Source organism: Halosolutus amylolyticus, from assembly GCF_023566055.1.
In the GTDB taxonomy this organism is placed as follows: Archaea; Halobacteriota; Halobacteria; order Halobacteriales; family Natrialbaceae; genus Halosolutus; species Halosolutus amylolyticus.
Genome location: NZ_JALIQP010000002.1, coordinates 1 through 20,550, shown reverse-complemented (window position 1 = coordinate 20,550; position 20,550 = coordinate 1). Strand labels below are relative to the sequence as shown.

Below are 20,550 nucleotides of genomic sequence, written 5' to 3'. Positions count from 1 at the left end.
CTGCGGCCCGTGCGGAGGTGTCTCACGGCCTCGGCCGTTTGAACACGCTTTTAAGGGGGGCAACGCTACTGCGTAGTACACCCTACGCGGGGTTGATGATGCTCCTAGCCTCACAGGACTTCCGCCGGGTCGAACTCGGCCCGGGGCCCAGCCCCCGGACGGCAGGGGAGCGCGAGCCCACGTGTAGGAGAGGTGAACAACCAATGTCAGTCTACGTCACAACCGACATCCCAGCCGACCTCGCAGACGACGCCCTCGAGGCGCTCGAGGTCGCTCGAGACACCGGACGCGTAAAGAAAGGAACCAACGAAACGACGAAAGCGATCGAGCGCGGCAACGCCGATCTCGTCTACGTCGCCGAGGACGTCTCCCCCGAAGAGATCGTCATGCACCTTCCCGACCTCGCGGAGGAGAAGGGCATCCCCGTCGTTTTCATCGAGACCCAGGACGACGTCGGCCACGCCGCCGGCCTCGAGGTCGGCTCGGCCGCCGCGGCGATCGTCGACGCCGGCGAGGCCGACGGCGACGTCGAGGACATCGCCGACAAGGTCGAGGACCTCGACTGAGGTGATTAGAGATGAGTGCTGAAGAGGAAGAAAGCGGCTCCACGCCCGCCGAGGTCATCGAGATCGTCGGCAAGACCGGCATGCACGGCGAGGCCATGCAGGTCAAGTGCCGAATCAAGGAGGGCGAGAACCAGGGACGCATCATCACCCGAAACTGCCTCGGGCCGGTCCGCGAGGGCGACGTACTCCAGCTTCGCGAGACCGCCCGCGAGGCCGACTCCATCGGAGGGCAATAATGGTCGAGAAACGAACCTGTGACTACACGGGCGAAGAGATCGAACCCGGCACGGGTATCATGTACGTCAAGAACGACGGCTCCGTGCTCCACTTCGTCGACTCCAAGGCGGAGAAAAACTACAAGCTCGGTCGCGAACCGCGCGACCTCGAGTGGACCGAGGAAGGTCGTCGCGGCAAGGGTCCGGCCCAGACCGACACCCCCGCAGACGAGGAGGCCGACGGGACCGAGCAGGTCGAGGCCGGCGAAGACGAGGATCTCGAAGCGGAGACCGAGGACGTCGAGGACGACGAAGACGTACCCGCCGGGGACGAAACCGTCGACGAAACTGAAGAGGTCGAAGAGGCCGAAGACGCTGAGGAGGCCGAAGAGGCCGAGGAAGCCGAAGAGGCCGAGGAAGCCGAACAATGAGCGATCACGAGCGTACCTTCGTGATGGTCAAGCCCGACGCCTTCGCGCGCGGCCTCGTGGGCGAGGTCGTCTCCCGACTCGAGGACCGCGGGCTCAAACTCGTCGGCATCAAGGTCGAGACCATGCCCCGCGAACGGGCCGAAGAACACTACAGCGAACACGAGGACAAGCCGTTCTACGACGACCTCGTGGACTTCATCACCTCGGGACCGGTCGTCCCGATGGTCTGGGAGGGCCAGGACGCGACCCGACAGGTCCGCCAGATGATCGGTGAGACCGATCCGCTCGAGGCCGCCCCCGGCACGATCCGGGGCGACTACGCGCTCGATCTCGGTCGGAACGTCGTCCACGCCGCCGATCACGAGGACGAGGGCGCGAACGAACGCGAAATCGCGATCCACTTCGACGAAGACGAGCTGATCGACTACGATCAGCACGACGCCGAGTGGCTCTACGAGTAGCCACCCACGTCGACCGTCGCGTCTGTTTTGCAGTTTCACCACCGGCGTAGCCGATCGCGTACCGTCTCACCGCGCCGCCCGTGGCCGTTCCTGCCGTCGTGGGAACTGGTTGTCGAACAAACCAGTAGTTCAAGTGGGATGCCTGTCTATCCCGACCGGATGGGGGGCGAACGATGACCGAGATACGGTTCCTGCCGCTGGCGCTCGTCGCGCTGTCGGGCGGTGCGACGGCGATCGCCTGGTACGGCTACCGGCGACAGGAACTGCCCGGTGCCGGTGCGTTCGCCGCCCTCGCCGGTCTGATGGGCGTCTGGACGGCGGCGCACGCGTTTCGGCTCGCGAGTGCGACGTTCGAGGGCTTCTGGATCTGGGTCAACGTGGAGTGGATCGGGATCATGTTCGCCCCGGTCGCGTGGCTCGTGTTCGCACTCAGGTACGCCGGTCAGCACCAGTACGTCACGCGCCGATCGATCGCCGCGCTGTGTGTCGTCCCCCTGGTCGTGCAGGTCCTGGTCTGGACGAACCCGTTCCACGGACTCGTTCGGGACGGCGATCCGTCGGCGTTCGCGATCGGCACCGGCTATCCGACGTGGGGGGTCGCGTTCGAACTTCCCTACTACCTCGCGATCGGCTACAGTTTTCTCCTCGTGCTCGCCGGTGCGGCGGTCTTGCTCGCGTTGCTCGGCACCTCCCAGGGGCTCTATCGCGGTCGCACGACGGCGCTGTTGCTGGGCGTGTTCGCCCCCTCTCTCGCCGGAGGCTGGCAACTGCTCTACGACGGCCCGATTCCGGGCGTCGATCCAACGCCGGTCGCGTTTTCCGTCTCGATGGTCTGTTTCGGCTGGGCGCTGTTCGAACGGGACCTCTTCGAGGTCGTTCCGGTGTCGCCGCTCGTCGCCAGTCGGACCGTCCTCGCGGAGATGGAAAGCGGCGTGATCGTCGTCGACACGCGCCGGCGGATCGTCGAGTACAACGCACGAGCGACCGAGTGTACCGATCGCGAACTCTCCCGGGGGACCCGTCTCGAGGAGGTCGCCGAACCGCTCGCGGCGATACTGGATTCCGACGACGACGTCGATCGATCGGTCGTGATGGGGACGGCGTCGGGAACCCGCCACTACGACGTCGAGGTCAGCGATATCGAACGAGGGGCCCACATCGTCGGTCGACTCCTGCTGTTGCACGACGTCACCGAACAGGCACTCCGGGAACAGCAACTCGACGTCCTCAATCGCGTGTTGCGACACAACGTCCGTCACGATACGAACCTCATGCTCGGCCACAGTTCGATCCTGCGCGAGACCCTTCCGTCGGACCAGCACGAGCACGTCGAGCAGATCGAGGCCGCCGCCGAGAACCTCGCGACCCTGAGCGAACGATCGCGACTCGCCGAACGAACGATGGGCGAGGCGAGCGCGAATCGGCAGACGATCGACCTCGTGTCGGTGGTCGAGCAAACGGTCGTGGACGTTCGTGCGAGCCGTGACGGCGATCCGATCTCGACGACGCTCCCCGATCGGGCCCCGGTCGTCGCCCACGAGTCGTTCGAACTCGCCCTCGAGGAACTGCTCAGCAACGCGTTCGAGCACGCCGATCGGCCCGCACCCGACGTCACCGTGACCGTCGAGCGCGGCCAGGCGGAGACGATTCTTCGCGTGAGTGACGACGGTCCGGGGATCCCGGACCACGAGCGGGAGGTCCTCGAGACGGGTCAGGAGACCGCGCTCGAACACACCAGTGGGCTCGGACTGTGGCTGGTCACGTGGCTCGTCCGGGTGTCGGGCGGAACGCTCGACATCGCCGACCGATCTCCGCGGGGGACGATCGTCGAAATCGCACTCCACGCGGCAACGACCGAGTCGATCGAGTGACCACCGAACCAGCACGATAGCTACTGAGGGAGTTTTTTACTATTTTATAGATATAATAAATAATATACGTTTAGTTCTAGAGAGACGTAACATCTAATGTGTCGGCTGCAGTAGGGTCCGCTGGTGGTTTCGAATGGTAACTTACGGTAGGTGGTTCGTGGATGCGTGAAACGGAGGGCGAGCCGACGTCACTCGCGGTCGAGGCGACGCCGTCGCTAGATCTGATCTTCGATATACTCTCGAACCGGCATCGGCGGGAAGTGCTGTACCATCTCAACGATCGGCCGGACGGCGTCGCCACGGTCGACGAACTGACGGACACGGTCGCCGCACGCGAGCACGAGTCCGGGAGGGCGGACCGCGACGCGGACGAGGAGCGCAACCTGATCCGGACGGAACTTCAGCACGTTCACCTACCGAAACTGGAAGACGCGGGGATCGTCGAACACGATCGCCGCAGCGAGACGGTTCGGTACTGGACCCAGCCGTCGCTCGAGGAGTGGCTCGAGCACGCACAGCACAAAGAACGGTCCTAGACTCACCTACCGTCGACGGGACCGAGAGGCGCGCGGGGTCGCCGTCGCTGAAAGGTTTAACACGTGGTCCGTGGTGATACCACTGGAGGGGTACGACGAAAACCACGGTAGCCGACGGTTTGTGAGGTGTGATATCGTTTCACTCCTCAAAACTTAACAGGGGAGCTACCGATACAGATTCACAGGTGAGATCCATGACTGATCACGAACTTCCACCACTACCGTACGATTACGACGCACTGGAACCGGCGCTTTCCGAGCAGGTGCTGACCTGGCACCACGACACGCACCACCAGGGGTACGTCAACGGCCTCAATTCGGCCGAGGAGACCCTCGCCGAGAACCGCGAATCGGGCGACTTCGGCTCGACGCCCGGCGCGCTCTCGAACGTCACCCACAACGGCTGTGGCCACTATCTCCACACGCTGTTCTGGGAGAACATGTCTCCCGACGGCGGCGGCGAACCCGAGGGCGACCTCGCCGACCGCATCGAGGAGGACTTCGGCTCCTACGAGGGCTGGAAGGGCGAGTTCGAGGCCGCTGCCGGTGCCGCCGGTGGCTGGGCGCTGCTGGTATACGACCCGGTCGCAAAGCAGCTGCGCAATATCGCGGTCGACAAGCACGACCAGGGCGCGCTCTGGGGCTCGCACCCGGTGCTCGCGCTGGACGTCTGGGAGCACTCCTACTACTACGACTACGGTCCGGACCGCGGGAGCTTCATCGACGCCTTCTTCGACGTCGTCAACTGGGAGAAGGCCGAAGAAGAGTACCAGAAGTGCCTCGACCACTTCGAGTAAGTTGCGCTACGCGCCGAGCCAGTCGATCCCGACTTTTTTGAAACCGATCGCCGAGTAGCGAGTGGGCCGTCCCGGATGGGTAGCTCAGTTTCGCGGCGGAGCCGCAATCCCCGTTCGGCCACTGTGAACCGGTACCATAGTTTAACTACACACGGGACGATTGGGGCCGTGTATGGCGGTCGAGGATAGCGACAGCGACGACAGTGGCGTCGACTCCCGGGGCGTCGACTCCCGGGGCGTCGGAGGCAGTGAGATCGGACACCCCGACGTGACGGTCGAACCGGGCAGGTCACGGAGCGAAGCGGCCGATCGGGAGGGACCCGAAGCGGCGGCCTCGCTGGCGCGTGCGCTGGACGACGCCTGTCGCGGCGACGTCCGGTTCGACGAGTACACGCGGGTCCTCTACGCGACCGACGGAAGCATCTACGGGGCACAGCCTGCCGGCGTCGTCTTTCCGCGGGATACGGACGACGTGCGAGCCGCGGTCCGGGTCGCGGCCGACCACGGCGTCCCGGTGTTGCCCCGCGGGGCGGGTTCCTCGCTGGCCGGTCAGGCCGTCGGACCCGGCTGCGTCGTCCTCGACTGCTCGCGACACATGGACGAGATCCGCCAGATCGACCCCGACGGGCGGCGAGCGATCGTCCAGCCGGGCGTCGTGCAGGACGACCTCGACGACGCGCTCGAACCGTACGGCCTTCGATTCGCCCCCGACCCAGCCTCCTCGAACCGGGCAACGATCGGCGGCGGCATCGGGAACAACTCGACGGGTGCCCACTCGGTCCGCTACGGGATCACCGACGCCTACGTCGAGGAGTGCGAGGTCGTCCTCGCGGACGGCTCGCTGATCCGGACCCGCGACGTCGTTCTCGACAGCCCGGAGTGGGACCGGATCGTCTCGAAGGACGATCGCGAGGCGGCGATCTACCGAACGGTCCGGGCGATCGTCGAGGACAACGCCGACGAGATCGAGGAGCGGTATCCGGATCTCAAGCGGTGCGTGAGCGGTTACAACTTGCAGAAGGTAATTCGAGAGGACGGGGAGAGCGAGGCGGCTGGCGCCGCCTCGGAAGACCGAGCGGGCGAAGCCCGCGAGGAGGGGAATCGGATCATCAACCTCTCGAAACTCCTCGTCGGGGCCGAGGGCACCCTCGGCGTCGTCGTCGAAGCGACGCTGTCGCTCGTGACTCGGCCCGAGGAGACCGCGCTGGTCGTCTGCTGTTACGACGACCTGCTCGAGGCCCTCGCGGCGGTCCCCGGGGCGCTCGCGCTCGACGCCAGCGCGGTCGAACTCATGGACAGCGAGGTGTTCCGTCTCGCGGCCGACTCGCAGGAGTACGCCGAGTACGCGGAGCCGATCCCCGACGGCACCGCCGCGGCGCTGATGCTCGAGTTCGACGACGAAGTCGTCGACGACCTCCCCGACGCGATCGATCTGGCGACGGACGAACTCGTCGACGCGGGGACGGCGTTCGAGTCGATCGAGGCGTTCAGTCCCGAGAAACAGGATCGACTCTGGAAGCTCCGGAAGGCCGCCATCCCCCTGCTGATGAGCATGGAGGGCGATCCGAAACCGTACCCCTTCGTCGAGGACGCCTCGGTCCCGCCCGCGGAACTGGCCGAGTACGTCGCGGGCTTCCAGGAGATACTCGAGGATCACGACACGACGGCCGCGTACTTCGCCCACGCCGGGGTCGGGACGCTCCACATCCGGCCCATCCTGAACCTGAAGACCGACGCGGACGTCGAGACGATGCGATCGATCGCCGACGACGTCACGGACCTCGTCGTAGAACACAACGGCGCGTTCTCCGGCGAACACGGGGACGGGCTGGCGCGGACAGAGTTCAATCCGAAGCTGTACGGCCCCGACCTCTGGGCGGCGTTCAAGGAACTCAAGTCGGCGTTCGACCCGGACTGGCGGATGAACCCCGGCAAGGTCGTCTACCGCGAGGAGGATCCCACCGACATCCGCGAGCACCTGCGGTACGGCCCCGACTACGCGTCGCTCGAGCCGCGGACGACGCTCGACTTCGATGACGACGGCGGCTTCTCCCACCTCGTGGAACTCTGTAACGGCTGTGGGACCTGTCGCCAGACCGGAAGCGACGTGATGTGTCCGACCTACCGGGCTACCGAGGAGGAGATCGCGACGACCCGCGGGCGGGCGAACCTCCTCCGGGCGGCGATCAGCGGCGAAATCGATCCCGACGAACTCTACAGCGAGCGGTTCCAGTCCGAGGTGCTCGACCTCTGTATCGGCTGCAAGGGCTGTCAGAGCGACTGCCCGACGGGGGTCGACCTCGCGAAACTCAAAGTCGAGGTGAAACACCAGTACCACGATCGCGAGGGCGTCAGCGCGCGGGAACGGCTGTTCGCGAACATCGATCGCCTCGCCGCTGCAGGGAGCGTGCTGGCCCCGGTCGCGAACCGACTGCCCGACCTGCCGGGCGCGCGGACGATCCTCGAGCGCACGGCGGGGATCGCTCCCGATCGATCGCTCCCGACCTTCCGGCGGGAGTCGCTGGTGGAGTGGTTCAGGGACCGGGGGCCGCAGGTGCGTGCCGCCGACGCGACCGATCGGGTCGTGCTCTTTCCAGATACGGACACGAACTACTCCCATCCGGAGGTGGGGAAAGCGGCCGTCAGGGTCCTCGAGGCCGCGAACGTTCGCGTCGTGGTTCCCGACCTCGGCCCGACCGGCCGGGCCGCCTACTCCCAGGGCTTGCTCGATCGGGCGGCGGCGGACGCCCGCGAGTTGCTCGACGACCTCTCCCCCTACCTGGAAGACGGCTGGTCGGTCTGTTTCGTCGAACCCTCCGACGCCTCGATGGTCGTCGACGAGTACCGCTCGTTGCTCGGGGACGATCGGGTCGAGGCGCTCGCGGCGAACGCCTACGACGTCTTCGAGTACCTCGACCTGAATCGGGCCGAGGAGGACCTCCCGGTAGACGCGCGGACCGATCGACTCACCTATCACGGGCACTGCCACCAGAAGGCCCGCCGGACCGACCACCACGCGGTCGGCGTGCTCCGGCGCGCCGGCTACGCGGTCGATCCGGTCGACTCGGGCTGTTGCGGGATGGCCGGCAGTTTCGGCTACGAGGCGGATCACTACGACCTCTCGCGGGCGATCGGCTCCCTGCTCGTCGACCAGCTTTCGGACAGCGACGGCGAGACCGTCGTCGCACCCGGTACCTCCTGTCGGACCCAGATCGGCGACTTCGAGGAGTACGAGCGGCCGCCCCACCCGATCGAGGTCCTCGCGAGGGATCTGGATCGGTGAGGTCTTGAGTCAGGCGCTAGTAATACCGCCCATGCCGGTTCCGAAATCCGAGTTCGACCAGTTGCCGCCGTGTGACTTCTACACGCCCGCGGAGTTGCTCGAGTCCGACCAGATGTACACGGTCTACGAGATCGCCCGCCTCCTGCAGGGGCTCGATCCCGACGCGGAGATCGACGAAGGGACCGAGGACATCCTGCTCGACTGGGCGATCCCCTGGATCATGACCAACGCCGACGACCTCGTGGTCGCCGAGCCGCGATCCGACGACGAACCCGGCTACTACGGCCTGAAAGAATGATCCTCCTCGTCGTCGGTGCCGATCGCGTCGACGCCGGCAAGACGACGTTCTCGGTCGGCCTGCTCGAACGAACCGGAGCGGTCGGCTACAAACCCCGCGCCGGCAACGACTACTGGTTCGACCACGACGACTGCCGGTCAGCGATCGCGGACGGCCGCCTCTACGGCAAGGACGCGGCCCGTCTCGCGAGCGCGGAAGGGCGCGATCGAGACCCCGAACGCCTCAACCCGGTCCACCGGCTGTGGCGACCCTCGCCGAACGGCGGCAGCGGTCTGCTCGGCCGCTCGGACCGCGAGTTCCTCGTCGATCGGATCGGTCGCGCAGCCGACGACCCGACGTTCGTCCGTAACGCCACCGTCGACCTGCCGGACGCGGTCGGCGACGCACTTCCGGTCGCGGACGCGATCCCCGTCGAGACGGTCGACGAACTCAACGCGATCGTCGAACGGGAGTACGTGCCGGCGTTCGAGACCCTCGCCGCCGACGTCGAGGGGGCGAACGTCGCGGTCGTCGAGTCCTACAGCGACATCGCCCAGCCGCTCTCGTCGGTCGATCCCGCGTCGATCGCCGCCGTCGCGGCCGTCGAACCCGGTCGCGCGCGAATCTACCCCGGCGATCGCTACTGTCGCGCCTGCGAGATCACCAGTTCGAGTCCGAAAGACGGGACGCTCGAGAAGCGCGTCCCGGCCGTGCTCGACTACCTGGACCCCGTCGATCGCGTCCCGTTACCGCCCCTTCCCGGCGACGCCAGATCGGATCCCGCGCGGATCGCGGACGCCTACGCGCCCGCCTACGACGCGTTGCTGGACGCCGCGAAGCGGGTCTAGCGCGGTCGGCGTTGGACTCCAGAACCTACGCCTGGCGCGCCATCCGGGCCGACAGTTCGACGTGGTCGTACGGCCGGTTGGTCACGCTCGGCCCGTGACCGGTGTGCATCTCCGCGAGGTCCTCGTCGATCCACTCGAGGACCCGATCGATGCTCTCGATCAGCGTCCCGCGATCGCCCTCCTCGAGATCCGTCCGGCCGAAGCTCCCGTTCTGGAAGACCAGATCGCCGGCGAAGAGCACGCCGGGGTCGGCCGCGTAGAAACAGAGATGATCGTCCTTGTGGCCGGGCGTGTGCAACGCGACGTACTCGTGATCGCCCAGCTGGACCCGCTCCTCGTCCGCGATGGCGTGGTCGACGCCGTCGATCGACGGATCGCACCCCCACGCGTCGACGTCGAACGCCGCCTTCACGTCCCCGAGATTCCCGACGTGATCCGGGTGGGTGTGCGTGAGCACGACCGCGTTGAGGTCGTCGACGCGCGATCGGATCGCCGGGACGACGTCGAAGTTCGCGCCCGGATCGACGAGGACGGTTCGGTCGCCGGGGACGAGAAAGACGTTACTCGTGAAGGCCTGCACTCCCTGTGCGAGATTGGCGATCATGGCCGCCGGTAGGGTGTCGACCCGTTTGTGCGTATCGACACGATTCGGGGCTGACGAACAGTATCCGACGCTGATAGAACGACCGGTGTCGTCTGCAAACCTCTGCTTCTAGCGGGACGAGAGCCGTTACGCGCCGGATTGCGGTTCGAACTCCCTATTCACAAGGATTTTTAGCTTCGGCACGTAGTGGTAGACGAATGAACCGGCCGGGCTCCGTGGGACTCGTCGTCCTCGCTGTGGTCGTCGCTGTCGCCGGCATCGGTGGACCGCTCGCGGTGGTCGGGGTAACGGCGTCGGTCCAGGAACCGACGAGCGCAACCGCATCGCTCTCCAGCGGCGCCTCGTCGTCGACCGGCGTTGCTCCGGCCGCGCTCCAGTCAGACGGTATCAACAGTGCCACCTTCGACAGGACCACGTTCGTCGTCACCGTCTACGAGAACGGTTCCGCGACGTGGACCCACCGCCACGAGATGGATCTCAACGAATCCAGCGACGACCGGGAGGCGTTCGAGGCGATCATCGAGGATTTCGAATCGAACGACTCCGGTGTGACCGATCTCTTCGAGAGCCAGGCACGCGCACTGGCGGCGAAAGGTTCCAATACCACGGGGCGGGAGATGGCGGCCCGCGATTTTACGGCGACCGCGTACATCGACCAGGAAACGAATCTGGACCCGAGTAGAGAGCCGGAGATCGGCGTCGTCGAACAGTCGTTCACCTGGGAGGGCTTCGCGGACGTCGACGGCGGGTCGGTGACTGCCGGTGACGTCTTCGATGGGCTCATCATCGACTCCGATCAGTCGATCGTGTTCCGGCCGGGCGGCGACCTCGTCTTCGAGTCCGTCGCGCCGGACGACGCGCAGTATACCTCCCCCGAACTGGCGGATGCCGACGAGGTGGTCTGGAACGGCGACCGCGAGTTCCTCGCCGGCCATCCCCGCGTCGTCTACGACGATCCCGACATCACCGGTCCCGATTCGGACGACCCCGTCTCGACGGTGACGGGCGCGGCCAGTGACCTCCTGTGGCCACTGGTCGTTCTCGCGATCCTGGCGGGGATCGGCGGTGCCGTCGTCTGGTATCGCCGATCCGATCGGTCCGACGACGAGGCGACCGCGGCAACCACCGAGTCGCTCGAATCGGCCCCACCGCCGGACGCCGCCGGGGATCGATCGACGGCGGAGGCCGGAGACCTCGACGACGCGGACGACGGTGGACTTCCCGAGGAGGAACTGCTCACCGACGAGGATCGCGTCGTCACACTCATCCGCGAGAACGGCGGCCGGATGAAACAGGTCAACATCGTCGAGGAGACCGGCTGGTCGAAGTCCAAGGTCAGTATGCTTCTGTCGGACATGGAAGAGGAGGGAACCATCAGTAAACTCCGCGTTGGCCGCGAGAACATCATCAGTCTCCAGGGATTCGAACCCGAGGCGACGAAGTCACCGTTCGAGGAGTGAGCCGATCGGCCGATTGTAGTGCGTGTCATCGTCCGACACTCTCGAAATGAAACGGAATGCTTAAACATCGGTCCGCGCTACGAAGAAATGCAGACGCAGGCCGCTCCGATAGTGTAGTCCGGCCAATCATATTGCCCTCTCGAGGCAATGACCGGGGTTCGAATCCCCGTCGGAGCACTCCTACCCCGATTCCTTCCTGCGGTTTTCGGTCGTGAACGAGTACGCTACACGACCATGATGTTGGGCAATTCGATTCAAGTGGAGTACCGAACCCGTCTCCCTCTTGCGATTCGCCTGAAATTAAGGGCAATGAAACTCGACGGGAAATTTTCGGCGCCGTCCGGCGATCGGCGAAAATTCGTGGGCAATCAACGGGCCCCTGTTCGGAGGTGGGGCAATGACCGACGATAGCGACGCCGCTCCCGGTCCGTTAGCGGAGATCTCGGTCGTCCCAGAACCCTCCGCTGAACAGCTGAACGAGCGACAGGTGATCGATTACCGGACCGAGCGCGAACACTGTCTCGAGTGGCTGCTGGCGTTCGGCAAGAACCCGAAACGCGCCGATGGGTACGCACACTCGACCGTGAAGAACCGAGCGAGCCGCATGGACCAGTACTACCGCTGGGTCTGGCGGGAAGAAAGCAGGTACACGACGGACCTCACGCACGAACACGCCGACGCGTACCTCGAGTACCTCGCACGGCAGGAGACGTCGAACTCGCACAAATCGGCGTGCCGAAAAGCGCTGATGATGCTGTACAAGTGGCGCCACCACAAGCGCGGTGCCGAGCAGTGGGAACCGACGATCACGTTCTCCAGGTCGAATCAGACGACCACGCCACGCGACTACCTGACGCGGGAAGAACGATCGAAGATCCGCGAGGCAGCACTCGAGTACGGGAGCGTCCCGAACGTCGACAGCGTCTCCGGTGAGAAACGCGAGCGATGGAAGACGTACCTCGCACAGCGCTTCGAGAAGCCGAAATCGGAGCTCACGCGGGACGACTGGGAGCGCGCGAACTCCTGGAAGATCCCGACGCTCACGTGGACGAGTCTCGACGCTGCGCTCCGCCCGATCGAGGTCGAGCGAGCGCGCACGTCGTGGGTCGACATCGAGAACGGCGTGCTCAGGATTCCACGCGAAGACGCCGCCAAGAACAGTGAGAACTGGGTCGTCGGGCTCAAAGACCAGACCGTCGAGATGTTGGACCGGTGGCTCGATCAGCGCCGGTCGATAGCGAAGTACGACGGGACGGACGCGCTGTGGTTGACGCGTGAGTCGAACCCGTACCAGTCAGCGTCGCTCCGGTCGGTGCTGCACCGGCTCTGCGAGCTCGCCGATATCGACATCGAAGATCGACAAATGAGCTGGTATACGATCCGGCACTCGACGGGGACGTACATGGTTCGGGAAGAGGATCTAGCCGCTGCACAGACGCAACTCCGCCACCGTGACCCGAAATCCACGATGCGATACGATCAGGTCCCGGTCGAAGACCGGAAAGACGCGCTCGAGCGAATAGGGTAGCGAAGCGCCTCCGTCTTTTTCGCCGCGCGAACCGTCGATCCGTCAGGCCCTGCTTCAATTCCGGCGCCGTCTCGGTTACTCCGTCTCTTCAGAGAGGAGCATCCGAGCGAGTTTCGCGCGGGCTTCGGTCGTGTCCGGGATCACGACGTCGGCGTGGATGTTCCCACCGCGCGTTTTCGTGATCGGATCGGCAGCGACCGTCGCGGTTATATCGACGGATTCTCGCTGCGTCGCAGTTTGGCTGTGATCGATCGATTCATCGAACGGGTCGTAGTCGGGATCGGCGGCTGCAGCGGCTGCCTTCTCGTGCGTTGCGGTGACTCGCTTCTGGAGTTTTTCCACCGGTGTTTTGTCGTATCCTTTGGTCGCCTTGGTGGTGGAGTGTCGCAGTTGATCGTTCGCCTCCGACAGCTCGCCTTCCTCGGTTACGTTCCTCCCCATCGTGTAGCGTAAACTGTACCACTTGATCGGTTTCCCCTCGGTCTCGATGCCTGCCTCTTCGCAGAGCGTTCTCAGCAGGCGACACAGACTCCCCGACGTGTACGGGGTCCCGTTCAGGTTCAGCCAGAGTTTCTCCGTGCCGTCATACACTGAGAGGCGTTGACGGAGTTCGAACCACCGCTCGAGTGCGTCAGCAGCCTCGTCGCTGAGCGCGGCTTCTTCTTTCTTGCGTTGTTTGCACGCTTTTTCCGTGGGGATTTTCAGGATTTTGCGCTTCGGATCGTACCAGCTTCGTTCCGCATTTGCGACTTCTTTCGGTGTCAGTCCAGCGTCGTGCCCGACCATGACGAGTGAGCGATTCTTCGTGGTGTAATCCGCGCGCAGCCAGTCTTCCTGTGTGAGTTCATCTTTGGGGATACTGAGACGCTGCGCGATGACCGTGTTGTATTCGTCGCGTTCGGCTTCGGAGACGTCACCGTACGATGGGAGCGCCCCGTAGGACGTGGTCACCTCGAATAGCTTCCCGAGTTCCGCGTAGGTGAACCGGTACGCATCCTCTCCGGTGTCGTCTGAGAAGTTGATCGGTTTCTCCCACTCGTCGGCCAGTGACCCGTCGTAGAATCGCCACTGGAAGTATTTCAGCAGCGTCTCTTCGAATTTCCGTTTGGCCGAGTTCCCGTACTCATCCCCATCATCTTTCTTGATTTCGTCGTCTCTGAGCAGCTCGAGGTACGCGTCGGCGTGTTCGGGTCGAATCGTCGCGTTGTCTTCGGGGTTGAGCGTGCGAATTACGTGCCGGTGTGCCTGGTCGAGTCGTTGAACGTAATTTCTCGCCGTGGATTCCTGTAACGGGGTCCCTTCACGTGGTTTCTTCCCTTCTCGAAGCATCCAGTCGTAGAACTTATCGTACGCTGCTTGGACTTGGGCAGCCTGTTTTCCAGCTACCTCCTGCATCTTCCCGGTTATTTCTACGTGTGAGCGTTCTGAACTCATGAGTCTCGTGAAACGGCGTATTCAGCCCTCACTTAAAAGCACTTGCCCTCAGCACACTGCATAGAAGATATCGACGACAGGGCCCGCCGCCGAATCGAGTTAAGCGATGAAACTCTGACTCGGAGTCGCGATCGTCGACGAACTGACCACTCGAACGTGGTTATAGCGTCGAGAGGGCAATACGCCCCTGGGAGGCAAAGACCGAATTTCGGAGCAACCCGATCCTTTGAAACGCGGGTTCTCGGCCGTGTGAGTAGATACTGGGGCTGACGGTTAATAAAACCTACCTGTTGATTGCCCACCAGGCAACTTGGATTCACTCAGGTGACGCCCACCCTGGTCTGCGCGAATTACGGACCGGTCGCAGTCGTCGATGCTGAACGCATGATCGACAAATCCCTCTGATCGGTGACTACTGCTCTTGATCTCGAACTTACCTCAAAGTGGGGGTGCTGCCTAAGGCTCGCTGATCGGCTACTCTGGTTTCGAACCGTTACTTCTCGATCGAGCCCTGGAATTCGAACTGGGTCGATCCGAGCACGCCTCCCGTCGCCGCTGCAATTACGTCGAGCGAAATGATCGTGCCCGACATGACCATTAGCGGAAGGATGACTGCCAGCAAACCAATCGTGTAGGCACTGGAGCCGGCGACTGGTGTCAACGCTGCCGTCGTCGCATTCATCGCGTTGTACTCCCGTGTGATTCGAGTCACCGTTCGGTCTAGAGCTAGTCCACTCCAGACCGTAGCTGCGCCGATCAGCGTAACCGAATTCACGAACTCGTTCAGCGATCGGGTCGCTTCGAACTCCCGCTGGTCGGACTTAGTCTCCGCTTCCTCAACGTGGTGTTTCAGCGCACGTACCTCGCTTGTAGTCAAGTCTCTCACGTCGTCAACTACTCGATCGAGATCAAGGGCGCGTTCGATCTTTTCGAGCCGGGCCAAGATCTCTCCAAACTCGTCTAGTTGTGGCGGGACAGGCACATCTCGCTCCAGCACCCCCGCGCGTGCCAGATCGTTCTGCAGATCCCGAGGCAAGGGGCTCGCAAGGTACGGTTCGATCGCTTTCCGGCTCCCCCAACTTCCCATCTCCATCACCGTCTCGATATCAACGCCGAGTCGTCGCACCATGTTCGTCGCGTAGAACGCCCGGAAGTCGTGGGACGTGATGTGCCTGTAGTCTTCGTTACCTGTCGCGATTGCTGTGGCCTCAGCTGCTTCTTTGATTAGGTCTCCTAACCGTTTACTGGTTATGTCGAAGATCTTATCGTCGCCCCCGATGCCATTGTCCTCACAGTACTGCTGTACTTCTTCGTATAAGTCCCAGGGGACCCACGAGATCCGTGTCTTTCCACCGAGTGCATTTTCTCCTTCGGTGGTGTCTTTCGTTTCACGTAACCTTACGAACGCGATGTTCACATTCGGATCGTCCGGAACGAAGAAATCGTTCCGTCTGAGTTCTACCGTTTTCCCGATTCGGGGTGACGACTCACCGATGATCCGTGAACCGAGTCTCGTTCGACGCTCACAGTGGTCCAAATAGGTCTCGTATTCATGCGGGGCCAGATACACGCGGACCCGTTTTTCCATTGGTCGTAGTCTCATGTCGTCTCTTCTCTCGTGTTCGACAAGGCAGACTATTCACCGGTTATATAGGTACCCTCGGGTTGTCACCCTCCTTCTCTGCCAGCCGATTTCGGAGAAGAGAAGAGTAACGAAATCGGTCTCCGTCTGCCGGTTTTGGCGTTTCTGGGTTCGTTATCGTTCGGCATTGGAAGAGTTCCGAACCAGTTATTGTTGGATTCTCATGGATGGAATATAGTCGGCTTGGCGCGCGACAGCCAGCTGTTCCGCCGATCTTGTAACGAACTTTTCGTAATCCCGTGACGTGAGCAGGTTCCCCCTGCTTGAGAAAACTCGCGGATTTCCGCGAAACTCGTCGTTGGATCAGCCCATCACTTCGTCTTTCCAGGTACTATTTGTTGGTGATCTGTGTCTCTGAAATGTCGGATAGCAAATCGGGTGCACACGGTAGATGGTGATGCTGGCACCACTGGCAGTGGTCACCGGTAGAGTACTCAGTAAACGAGAACTCGGCAATCCGGTTCATCGCAGCCATGATATCCTCTTCGACGGCTTCGAGTTCCGACTCGTTGAACGAGCGGGTTTCGACCTTTGGTCCGATGTCGCCGACATACGCGTACCCTGCTTGCGTTACTGGCTCGTCGTACAGATCACGACATGCCAGCAGGTAGATCGGGAGTTGCTTGTCGTCGTCGAGATCGCGGTGTCTCTCAGTCGCCTTGTAGTCGATAACGAGCAATTCGTCGTCCGGCGTTCGATACACGGCATCGATGAAGCCGACGAGTTCGTGCCCGTCGATATCGATTTCGAACTCGCGTTCGGCGTCGATGATCTCGTAGTCGCTTAACGGTAAGTCGAAATACCGGTCGATACATCGTTTCGCCGGGGGAAGCGCGTCTTCAGCTCGTTGTTGGCTGGCGAGTCGCTCGCAGATCTCGTACCAGCCAGCTCGTTCCTGTACGCCGTTTTCGGCGGCTTGTTCCGCTGTATCGTGGAACAGGATCCCGATTTCTTGTTGTGAGACGCCGTCGCTCTCGTGATTCTCGGCAGGACTGTAGTCAGGGAACGCGTTAACGACGTAGTCGAGGTAGTGCTGTCTCGGACAGGTTTCGTAGGTTTGTAGCGACGTGTAGCTATGCGAGAGGGACGGAGCCGGCGTCCTCGGCCCCGTAAGCATTTCCACCCGAATCCGTACCTGTTCACCCGTTGGATCGAGGCTGCCGTTGAGCGACGCAGAAGCGAGATCGAGAACGCGATCACGAGCTGTCTCTGTCGAGAGGACGTCGTCCTCATATTGCACAGTCCCACCGATTTGACCGATGAGATCGCTGGCTAATGTTTCTGTCCAGTTGGTTGCATCCGGCGGAAGGCAGGCCTGAATATCGCGCCAGACAGGCAACTGGCTGCGCTCCGGTCGCCAGGGAAGGCGGTCCGGAAGAATCGCCTCGACCGATTCCGTAATCGGATGGGGATCGGACGGATCAGCGTCGTCATCGTCGCGGCCGCCCTGCAGGACGAGGACGTCCTCGGCACGGGTAATGCCGACGTGAAGCAGGCGGCGGGCTTCCCTGGCATCGCGTGCGACGAAGTCGTCATCGAAGACGGCAGTCGCGCCGTTAGTGAGGCCCGCTTCGAGGGCGTCGTACGTGCGGGAACTCGGTTCCCACTCGTCGGCCGTCAACCGCGGCATGAGGACGACCGGGAAGTCCAGACCCTTGCTCTTGTGGACCGTCATGACGTTAACCGCATCGTCTGCCAATTCGGGTTGATCGGTCGGTGACGCACCGCTCTCGGAGAACAGTGACTCGTAGTGTTGCAGCGAGTCGATGAACTCGGTCGTCAACGGCGGTTGCACGGCGTCCTGTCCGTACTGACTGACGACTTCGTCGAGTTGAGATAGGTCACGTCGTTCCTGCTCGCTCAGATACCACTCGATGTTGGTGATGTCCTTGAGTTCGCTGTACAGGTGTGACAGTGACGACCTGTCCCGTAGTTCCAGTAACTCCGTCACGTGAGTGCGGGCTTCGCGGACGCGCTCCGGTTCATCGAACTCCGACAGCGGAGCGTCGCGGAGTTCCGCCAGCAAACACCCGTCATCGTCGTCGTACTCGTTGAGCCGACGAAGATCCGCGTCGGTCAGCCGGTACCGCATCGTCAGCACGCGATTCCAACTCACTTCGTCTTCTTTCGGTCGTGCGAGCGCTTTCAGGTAGGCGACGACGGTCTCGACGCCGATCGAGTCCGTCGAGAGGTCGCCAGCGACCTGGTACGGAATGCCTGCCTGATCGAACGTGTTCAGAACGGGTTCGGCGTGAGCGGTTTTCCTGACGAGCAGCGCGATATCCCCGGGATCGTACGCGGTATCGAGTTCGTCACCCGCGCCGCTCAGCAGGTTCTGCGTGACGGTCACCAGTTGCTGGGCCCGTGCCTCGTCATCGTCTGCTTCGTCGACGACGGCGACCGTGTCGCCGTCATACTCGGGTTCGTCAACGCGCGTCAGGGTTTTCTCGTTCCCGCGGCCTTCCAACCGGGTGAGCAGGTCGTTCGCAAGGTCGAGAATCGGTTGCCGCGACCGGAAGTTCTCTTCCAGCGGCTTATCGGTGAGCGTTGGGCCGTACTCGTCGGTCAGTTCGGTCGTAATGTTCGACACGCGAGCGCCGCGCCACTCGTAAATCGCCTGATCGTCGTCACCGACGACGAACAACTGGCCGTTCGAGACGAGCGAGTCGACCAGTTCGAACTGGAGACGATCCGTATCCTGGAACTCGTCACAGAATACGTACTCCCACTTGTCTGCGATCTCGTACCCCGCATCGCTGTTGAGTAACCCGACAGTGTTGACGACGAGCCCGTCGAAGTCGAGGAGGTTTCGCTCGTCGAGTTCCCGTTCGTACGCTGCGTACCCCGCGACGAGATCCCGTGCCGTCAGGCAATCATCGAGAAACGCATCGAGGTGGTCGGGTAACTCCAGATCCAGCGCCGGAATCCCGGACGGTGCGCCGCTGCTGTACCCGCCCAACAAGTACTTCGGGAGTTTGTGTGCAGCGTCGGGCAGTGATCGGTTGCCGTCCTCGTGGGCTTCGAACGTGTCGATAAGCCCGTTACACAGCGCGATCAACCGATCGAGGAACTCCGCGACGGCTATTTCGACATCCGTCTCGCCGAGTGCGTCGCGTTCAGCGACGAGCTCACCTCGAACGTCCGGCAGTCCATCGAGAACCGTCGATACTGACCGTCCGCCGAGATGTTCGCTTGCGATCGCTTCGATCCGCTCCGGAAGATTGGCGAGATCGTACAGCCGCTCGGCAGGCCCGAGGAATTCATCGATTTCGGCGGGCTGGATACCGCTGCGTTTCATCGTCCCGATGAACGAGAGGAGTTTGGACGCTGCACCGCTCCCATACGAGTCGGGGCCGTACACGTTGGGCTTCACCCACCGATACTCGATGTCGTCGAGAACGTCCAGCACGATCGCGTACTTCTCGACCTCGCTGACGACGTCGAAATCCGGATCGATCCCAGCCTCGTACGCGTAGTCGGTCAGCAACTCGTTACAGATCGAGTGGTACGTGTACGCGTCGATGTCGTACCCGGCGGTGCCGAGTTTTGCGTTGAGTTTCTCCCGCATGGAGCCGGCAGCATTGTTCGTGAACGTGAGTGCGAGAATCCGATCCGGTGATACACCGTCCTCGTCGATCAGGTGCTCGATTTTCCGGACCATCGTGAACGTCTTCCCGGTCCCGGCGCCGGCGAGGACGCGCATCGGATACGCATCCGATTCGATGATGGCTGCCTGCTGGGGTTCCGGCTCGACATCGTCCTCGGCGGTCGGGAGCCACTCGGGACCGTCGGCAGTCATCGGTGCACCTCCTCGGCGAGATACTCCGGACACATCGCCTGGTAGTCACAGTCCGGACAGGCCTCCTCGTTGATCGGTTCGAACGGGTCTGGAGAGTACGCTTCGTTCGTGATGCCTTCGTGTGCGGTCTCGATGAGCGACCAGATCGTCTCGTAGTGTTCGTCGTACACGCTGGTCGTTTCCCGCGACCGACCGCTCACCACGACCTCGTACCCGTCCGGTGTACTCTCGACGTCCGTACTGTGGAGCAGCCCGTAGAAACTGAAGCGAACGTCCATCCCGTCCTCGTAAAGATCCGATTGTTTGACGCCCTCGATATACGTCGCCGTCTGGAACGCGTTCTTGACTCGACCTGGTTCGTGTGCCTCACCGTTCAAATGGTCAGCCAGGTATTTCGCCGTGTACGACGTGAGGACGCCGTGGACGTTCCGCTTGTAATCGATCACGTGGAGCCCGTCCTCAGTTCGCAGAACGTTGTCCGCGTAGCCGTGCAGCCCTAGCTCGTCGTGGGCGCTTTCGAGCCACTTCTCGGTCACAACCGACTGTCGCGCGTGACGAATGCCGTCACCGTCGTCGGGGTCTAAGAACGCGTCGATGGCCGCGCGGTTCTCCGATCGCTGATACGCCTGGTGTGCGCGTGACTCGTACTCGTCAGGCTCTAAGTGTGCGTCGGCACTGTCTAGTTCAGCACCTCCTCGGCTGGCGTTCGGCCATTGAGTGCTTGATTCGGTCGATCGTAGTTGTAGTGGTGTCTGAAGCGTCTGAGCCAGCGTTTTGCGCTGGCCGGACTGCCCCGCC

The 20,550-nt window shown here is 62.8% G+C and carries 16 protein-coding genes, 1 tRNA gene and 2 pseudogenes; 13 read left to right on the top strand and 6 right to left on the bottom strand.

Annotated features, from left to right (window positions below; translation table 11 throughout):
• Positions 1-203: 203 nt before the first annotated feature.
• The 10 genes from rpl7ae to MUN73_RS06410 all read left to right on the top strand — a co-directional run bounded on the left by rpl7ae (position 204) and on the right by MUN73_RS06410 (position 9,285).
• Entirely contained in the window at positions 204-566 is a 363-nt protein-coding gene (gene rpl7ae / locus MUN73_RS06455; RefSeq protein ID WP_250139639.1) for a 50S ribosomal protein L7Ae, read from the top strand.
• An 11-nt stretch (positions 567-577) separates the two neighbouring features.
• Positions 578-802 (top strand): 30S ribosomal protein S28e, encoded by a 225-nt coding sequence (locus tag MUN73_RS06450; protein WP_006064297.1) that lies wholly within the window; start codon positions 578-580, stop codon positions 800-802.
• Positions 802-1,212: a 50S ribosomal protein L24e gene (locus MUN73_RS06445; RefSeq protein ID WP_250139638.1), complete on the top strand. Its 411-nt coding sequence runs from the start codon at positions 802-804 to the stop codon at positions 1,210-1,212. The genes MUN73_RS06450 and MUN73_RS06445 overlap by 1 nt, the downstream gene beginning before the upstream one ends.
• A complete protein-coding gene (gene ndk / locus MUN73_RS06440) occupies positions 1,209-1,673 on the top strand; it encodes a nucleoside-diphosphate kinase (RefSeq protein ID WP_250139637.1) in 465 nt (154 codons plus the stop codon). The genes MUN73_RS06445 and ndk overlap by 4 nt, the downstream gene beginning before the upstream one ends.
• A 173-nt stretch (positions 1,674-1,846) precedes the next feature.
• On the top strand, positions 1,847-3,544 hold the full coding sequence (locus tag MUN73_RS06435; RefSeq protein WP_250139636.1) for a sensor histidine kinase: 1,698 nt from the start codon (positions 1,847-1,849) through the stop codon (positions 3,542-3,544).
• Between the two features lie 161 nt (positions 3,545-3,705).
• The gene (locus tag MUN73_RS06430; protein WP_250139635.1) at positions 3,706-4,080 is read left to right on the top strand and encodes a DUF7344 domain-containing protein; all 375 of its coding nucleotides are present in this window, start codon (positions 3,706-3,708) and stop codon (positions 4,078-4,080) included.
• A 194-nt stretch (positions 4,081-4,274) separates the two neighbouring features.
• The gene (sod, locus tag MUN73_RS06425) at positions 4,275-4,877 is read left to right on the top strand and encodes a superoxide dismutase (protein ID WP_250139634.1); all 603 of its coding nucleotides are present in this window, start codon (positions 4,275-4,277) and stop codon (positions 4,875-4,877) included.
• 172 nt (positions 4,878-5,049) lie between these two features.
• Positions 5,050-8,160, top strand: a complete 3,111-nt coding sequence (locus MUN73_RS06420) for an FAD-binding and (Fe-S)-binding domain-containing protein (RefSeq protein ID WP_250139633.1) — start codon at positions 5,050-5,052, stop codon at positions 8,158-8,160.
• Between the two features lie 31 nt (positions 8,161-8,191).
• Positions 8,192-8,458, top strand: a complete 267-nt coding sequence (locus tag MUN73_RS06415) for a DUF5827 family protein (RefSeq protein WP_250139632.1) — start codon at positions 8,192-8,194, stop codon at positions 8,456-8,458.
• Positions 8,455-9,285: an ATPase gene (locus MUN73_RS06410; RefSeq protein ID WP_250139631.1), complete on the top strand. Its 831-nt coding sequence runs from the start codon at positions 8,455-8,457 to the stop codon at positions 9,283-9,285. Before MUN73_RS06415 ends, MUN73_RS06410 begins: the two co-directional genes overlap by 4 nt.
• Before the next feature lie 25 nt (positions 9,286-9,310).
• On the opposite strand, the gene MUN73_RS06405 is transcribed toward MUN73_RS06410, so the two are convergent.
• Positions 9,311-9,889, bottom strand: coding sequence for an MBL fold metallo-hydrolase (locus tag MUN73_RS06405; protein ID WP_250139630.1), 579 nt, complete (start codon positions 9,887-9,889; stop codon positions 9,311-9,313).
• Between the two features lie 197 nt (positions 9,890-10,086).
• Here MUN73_RS06405 and MUN73_RS06400 point away from each other — a divergent pair, with 197 nt between their 5' ends.
• From MUN73_RS06400 to MUN73_RS06390, 3 genes are all read left to right on the top strand, one after another.
• Positions 10,087-11,349 carry a helix-turn-helix transcriptional regulator gene (locus MUN73_RS06400; RefSeq protein ID WP_250139629.1) on the top strand — a complete coding sequence of 421 codons (1,263 nt, stop codon included), beginning with the start codon at positions 10,087-10,089 and terminating at the stop codon, positions 11,347-11,349.
• A gap of 102 nt (positions 11,350-11,451) precedes the next feature.
• Positions 11,452-11,526, top strand: a tRNA-Glu gene (locus tag MUN73_RS06395).
• 220 nt (positions 11,527-11,746) lie between these two features.
• On the top strand, positions 11,747-12,877 hold the full coding sequence (locus MUN73_RS06390) for a tyrosine-type recombinase/integrase (RefSeq protein WP_250139628.1): 1,131 nt from the start codon (positions 11,747-11,749) through the stop codon (positions 12,875-12,877).
• Positions 12,878-12,952: 75 nt separating this feature from the next.
• Here MUN73_RS06390 and MUN73_RS06385 read toward each other — a convergent pair whose 3' ends face one another.
• From MUN73_RS06385 to MUN73_RS06365, 5 genes and pseudogenes are all read right to left on the bottom strand, one after another.
• Complete coding sequence (locus MUN73_RS06385) at positions 12,953-14,311, bottom strand: tyrosine-type recombinase/integrase (protein ID WP_250139627.1); 1,359 nt, start codon at positions 14,309-14,311, stop codon at positions 12,953-12,955.
• A 493-nt stretch (positions 14,312-14,804) separates the two neighbouring features.
• The gene (locus MUN73_RS06380; protein ID WP_250139626.1) at positions 14,805-15,899 is read right to left on the bottom strand and encodes a site-specific integrase; all 1,095 of its coding nucleotides are present in this window, start codon (positions 15,897-15,899) and stop codon (positions 14,805-14,807) included.
• A 385-nt stretch (positions 15,900-16,284) separates the two neighbouring features.
• Entirely contained in the window at positions 16,285-19,752 is a 3,468-nt protein-coding gene (locus MUN73_RS06375; protein ID WP_250139625.1) for an ATP-dependent helicase, read from the bottom strand.
• Positions 19,749-20,423 (bottom strand): annotated as a pseudogene (locus tag MUN73_RS06370) (PD-(D/E)XK nuclease family protein); the annotation flags it as partial. The pseudogene MUN73_RS06370 and the gene MUN73_RS06375, both read right to left, overlap by 4 nt.
• An 8-nt stretch (positions 20,424-20,431) precedes the next feature.
• Positions 20,432-20,550 (bottom strand): annotated as a pseudogene (locus MUN73_RS06365) (integrase core domain-containing protein); the annotation flags it as partial.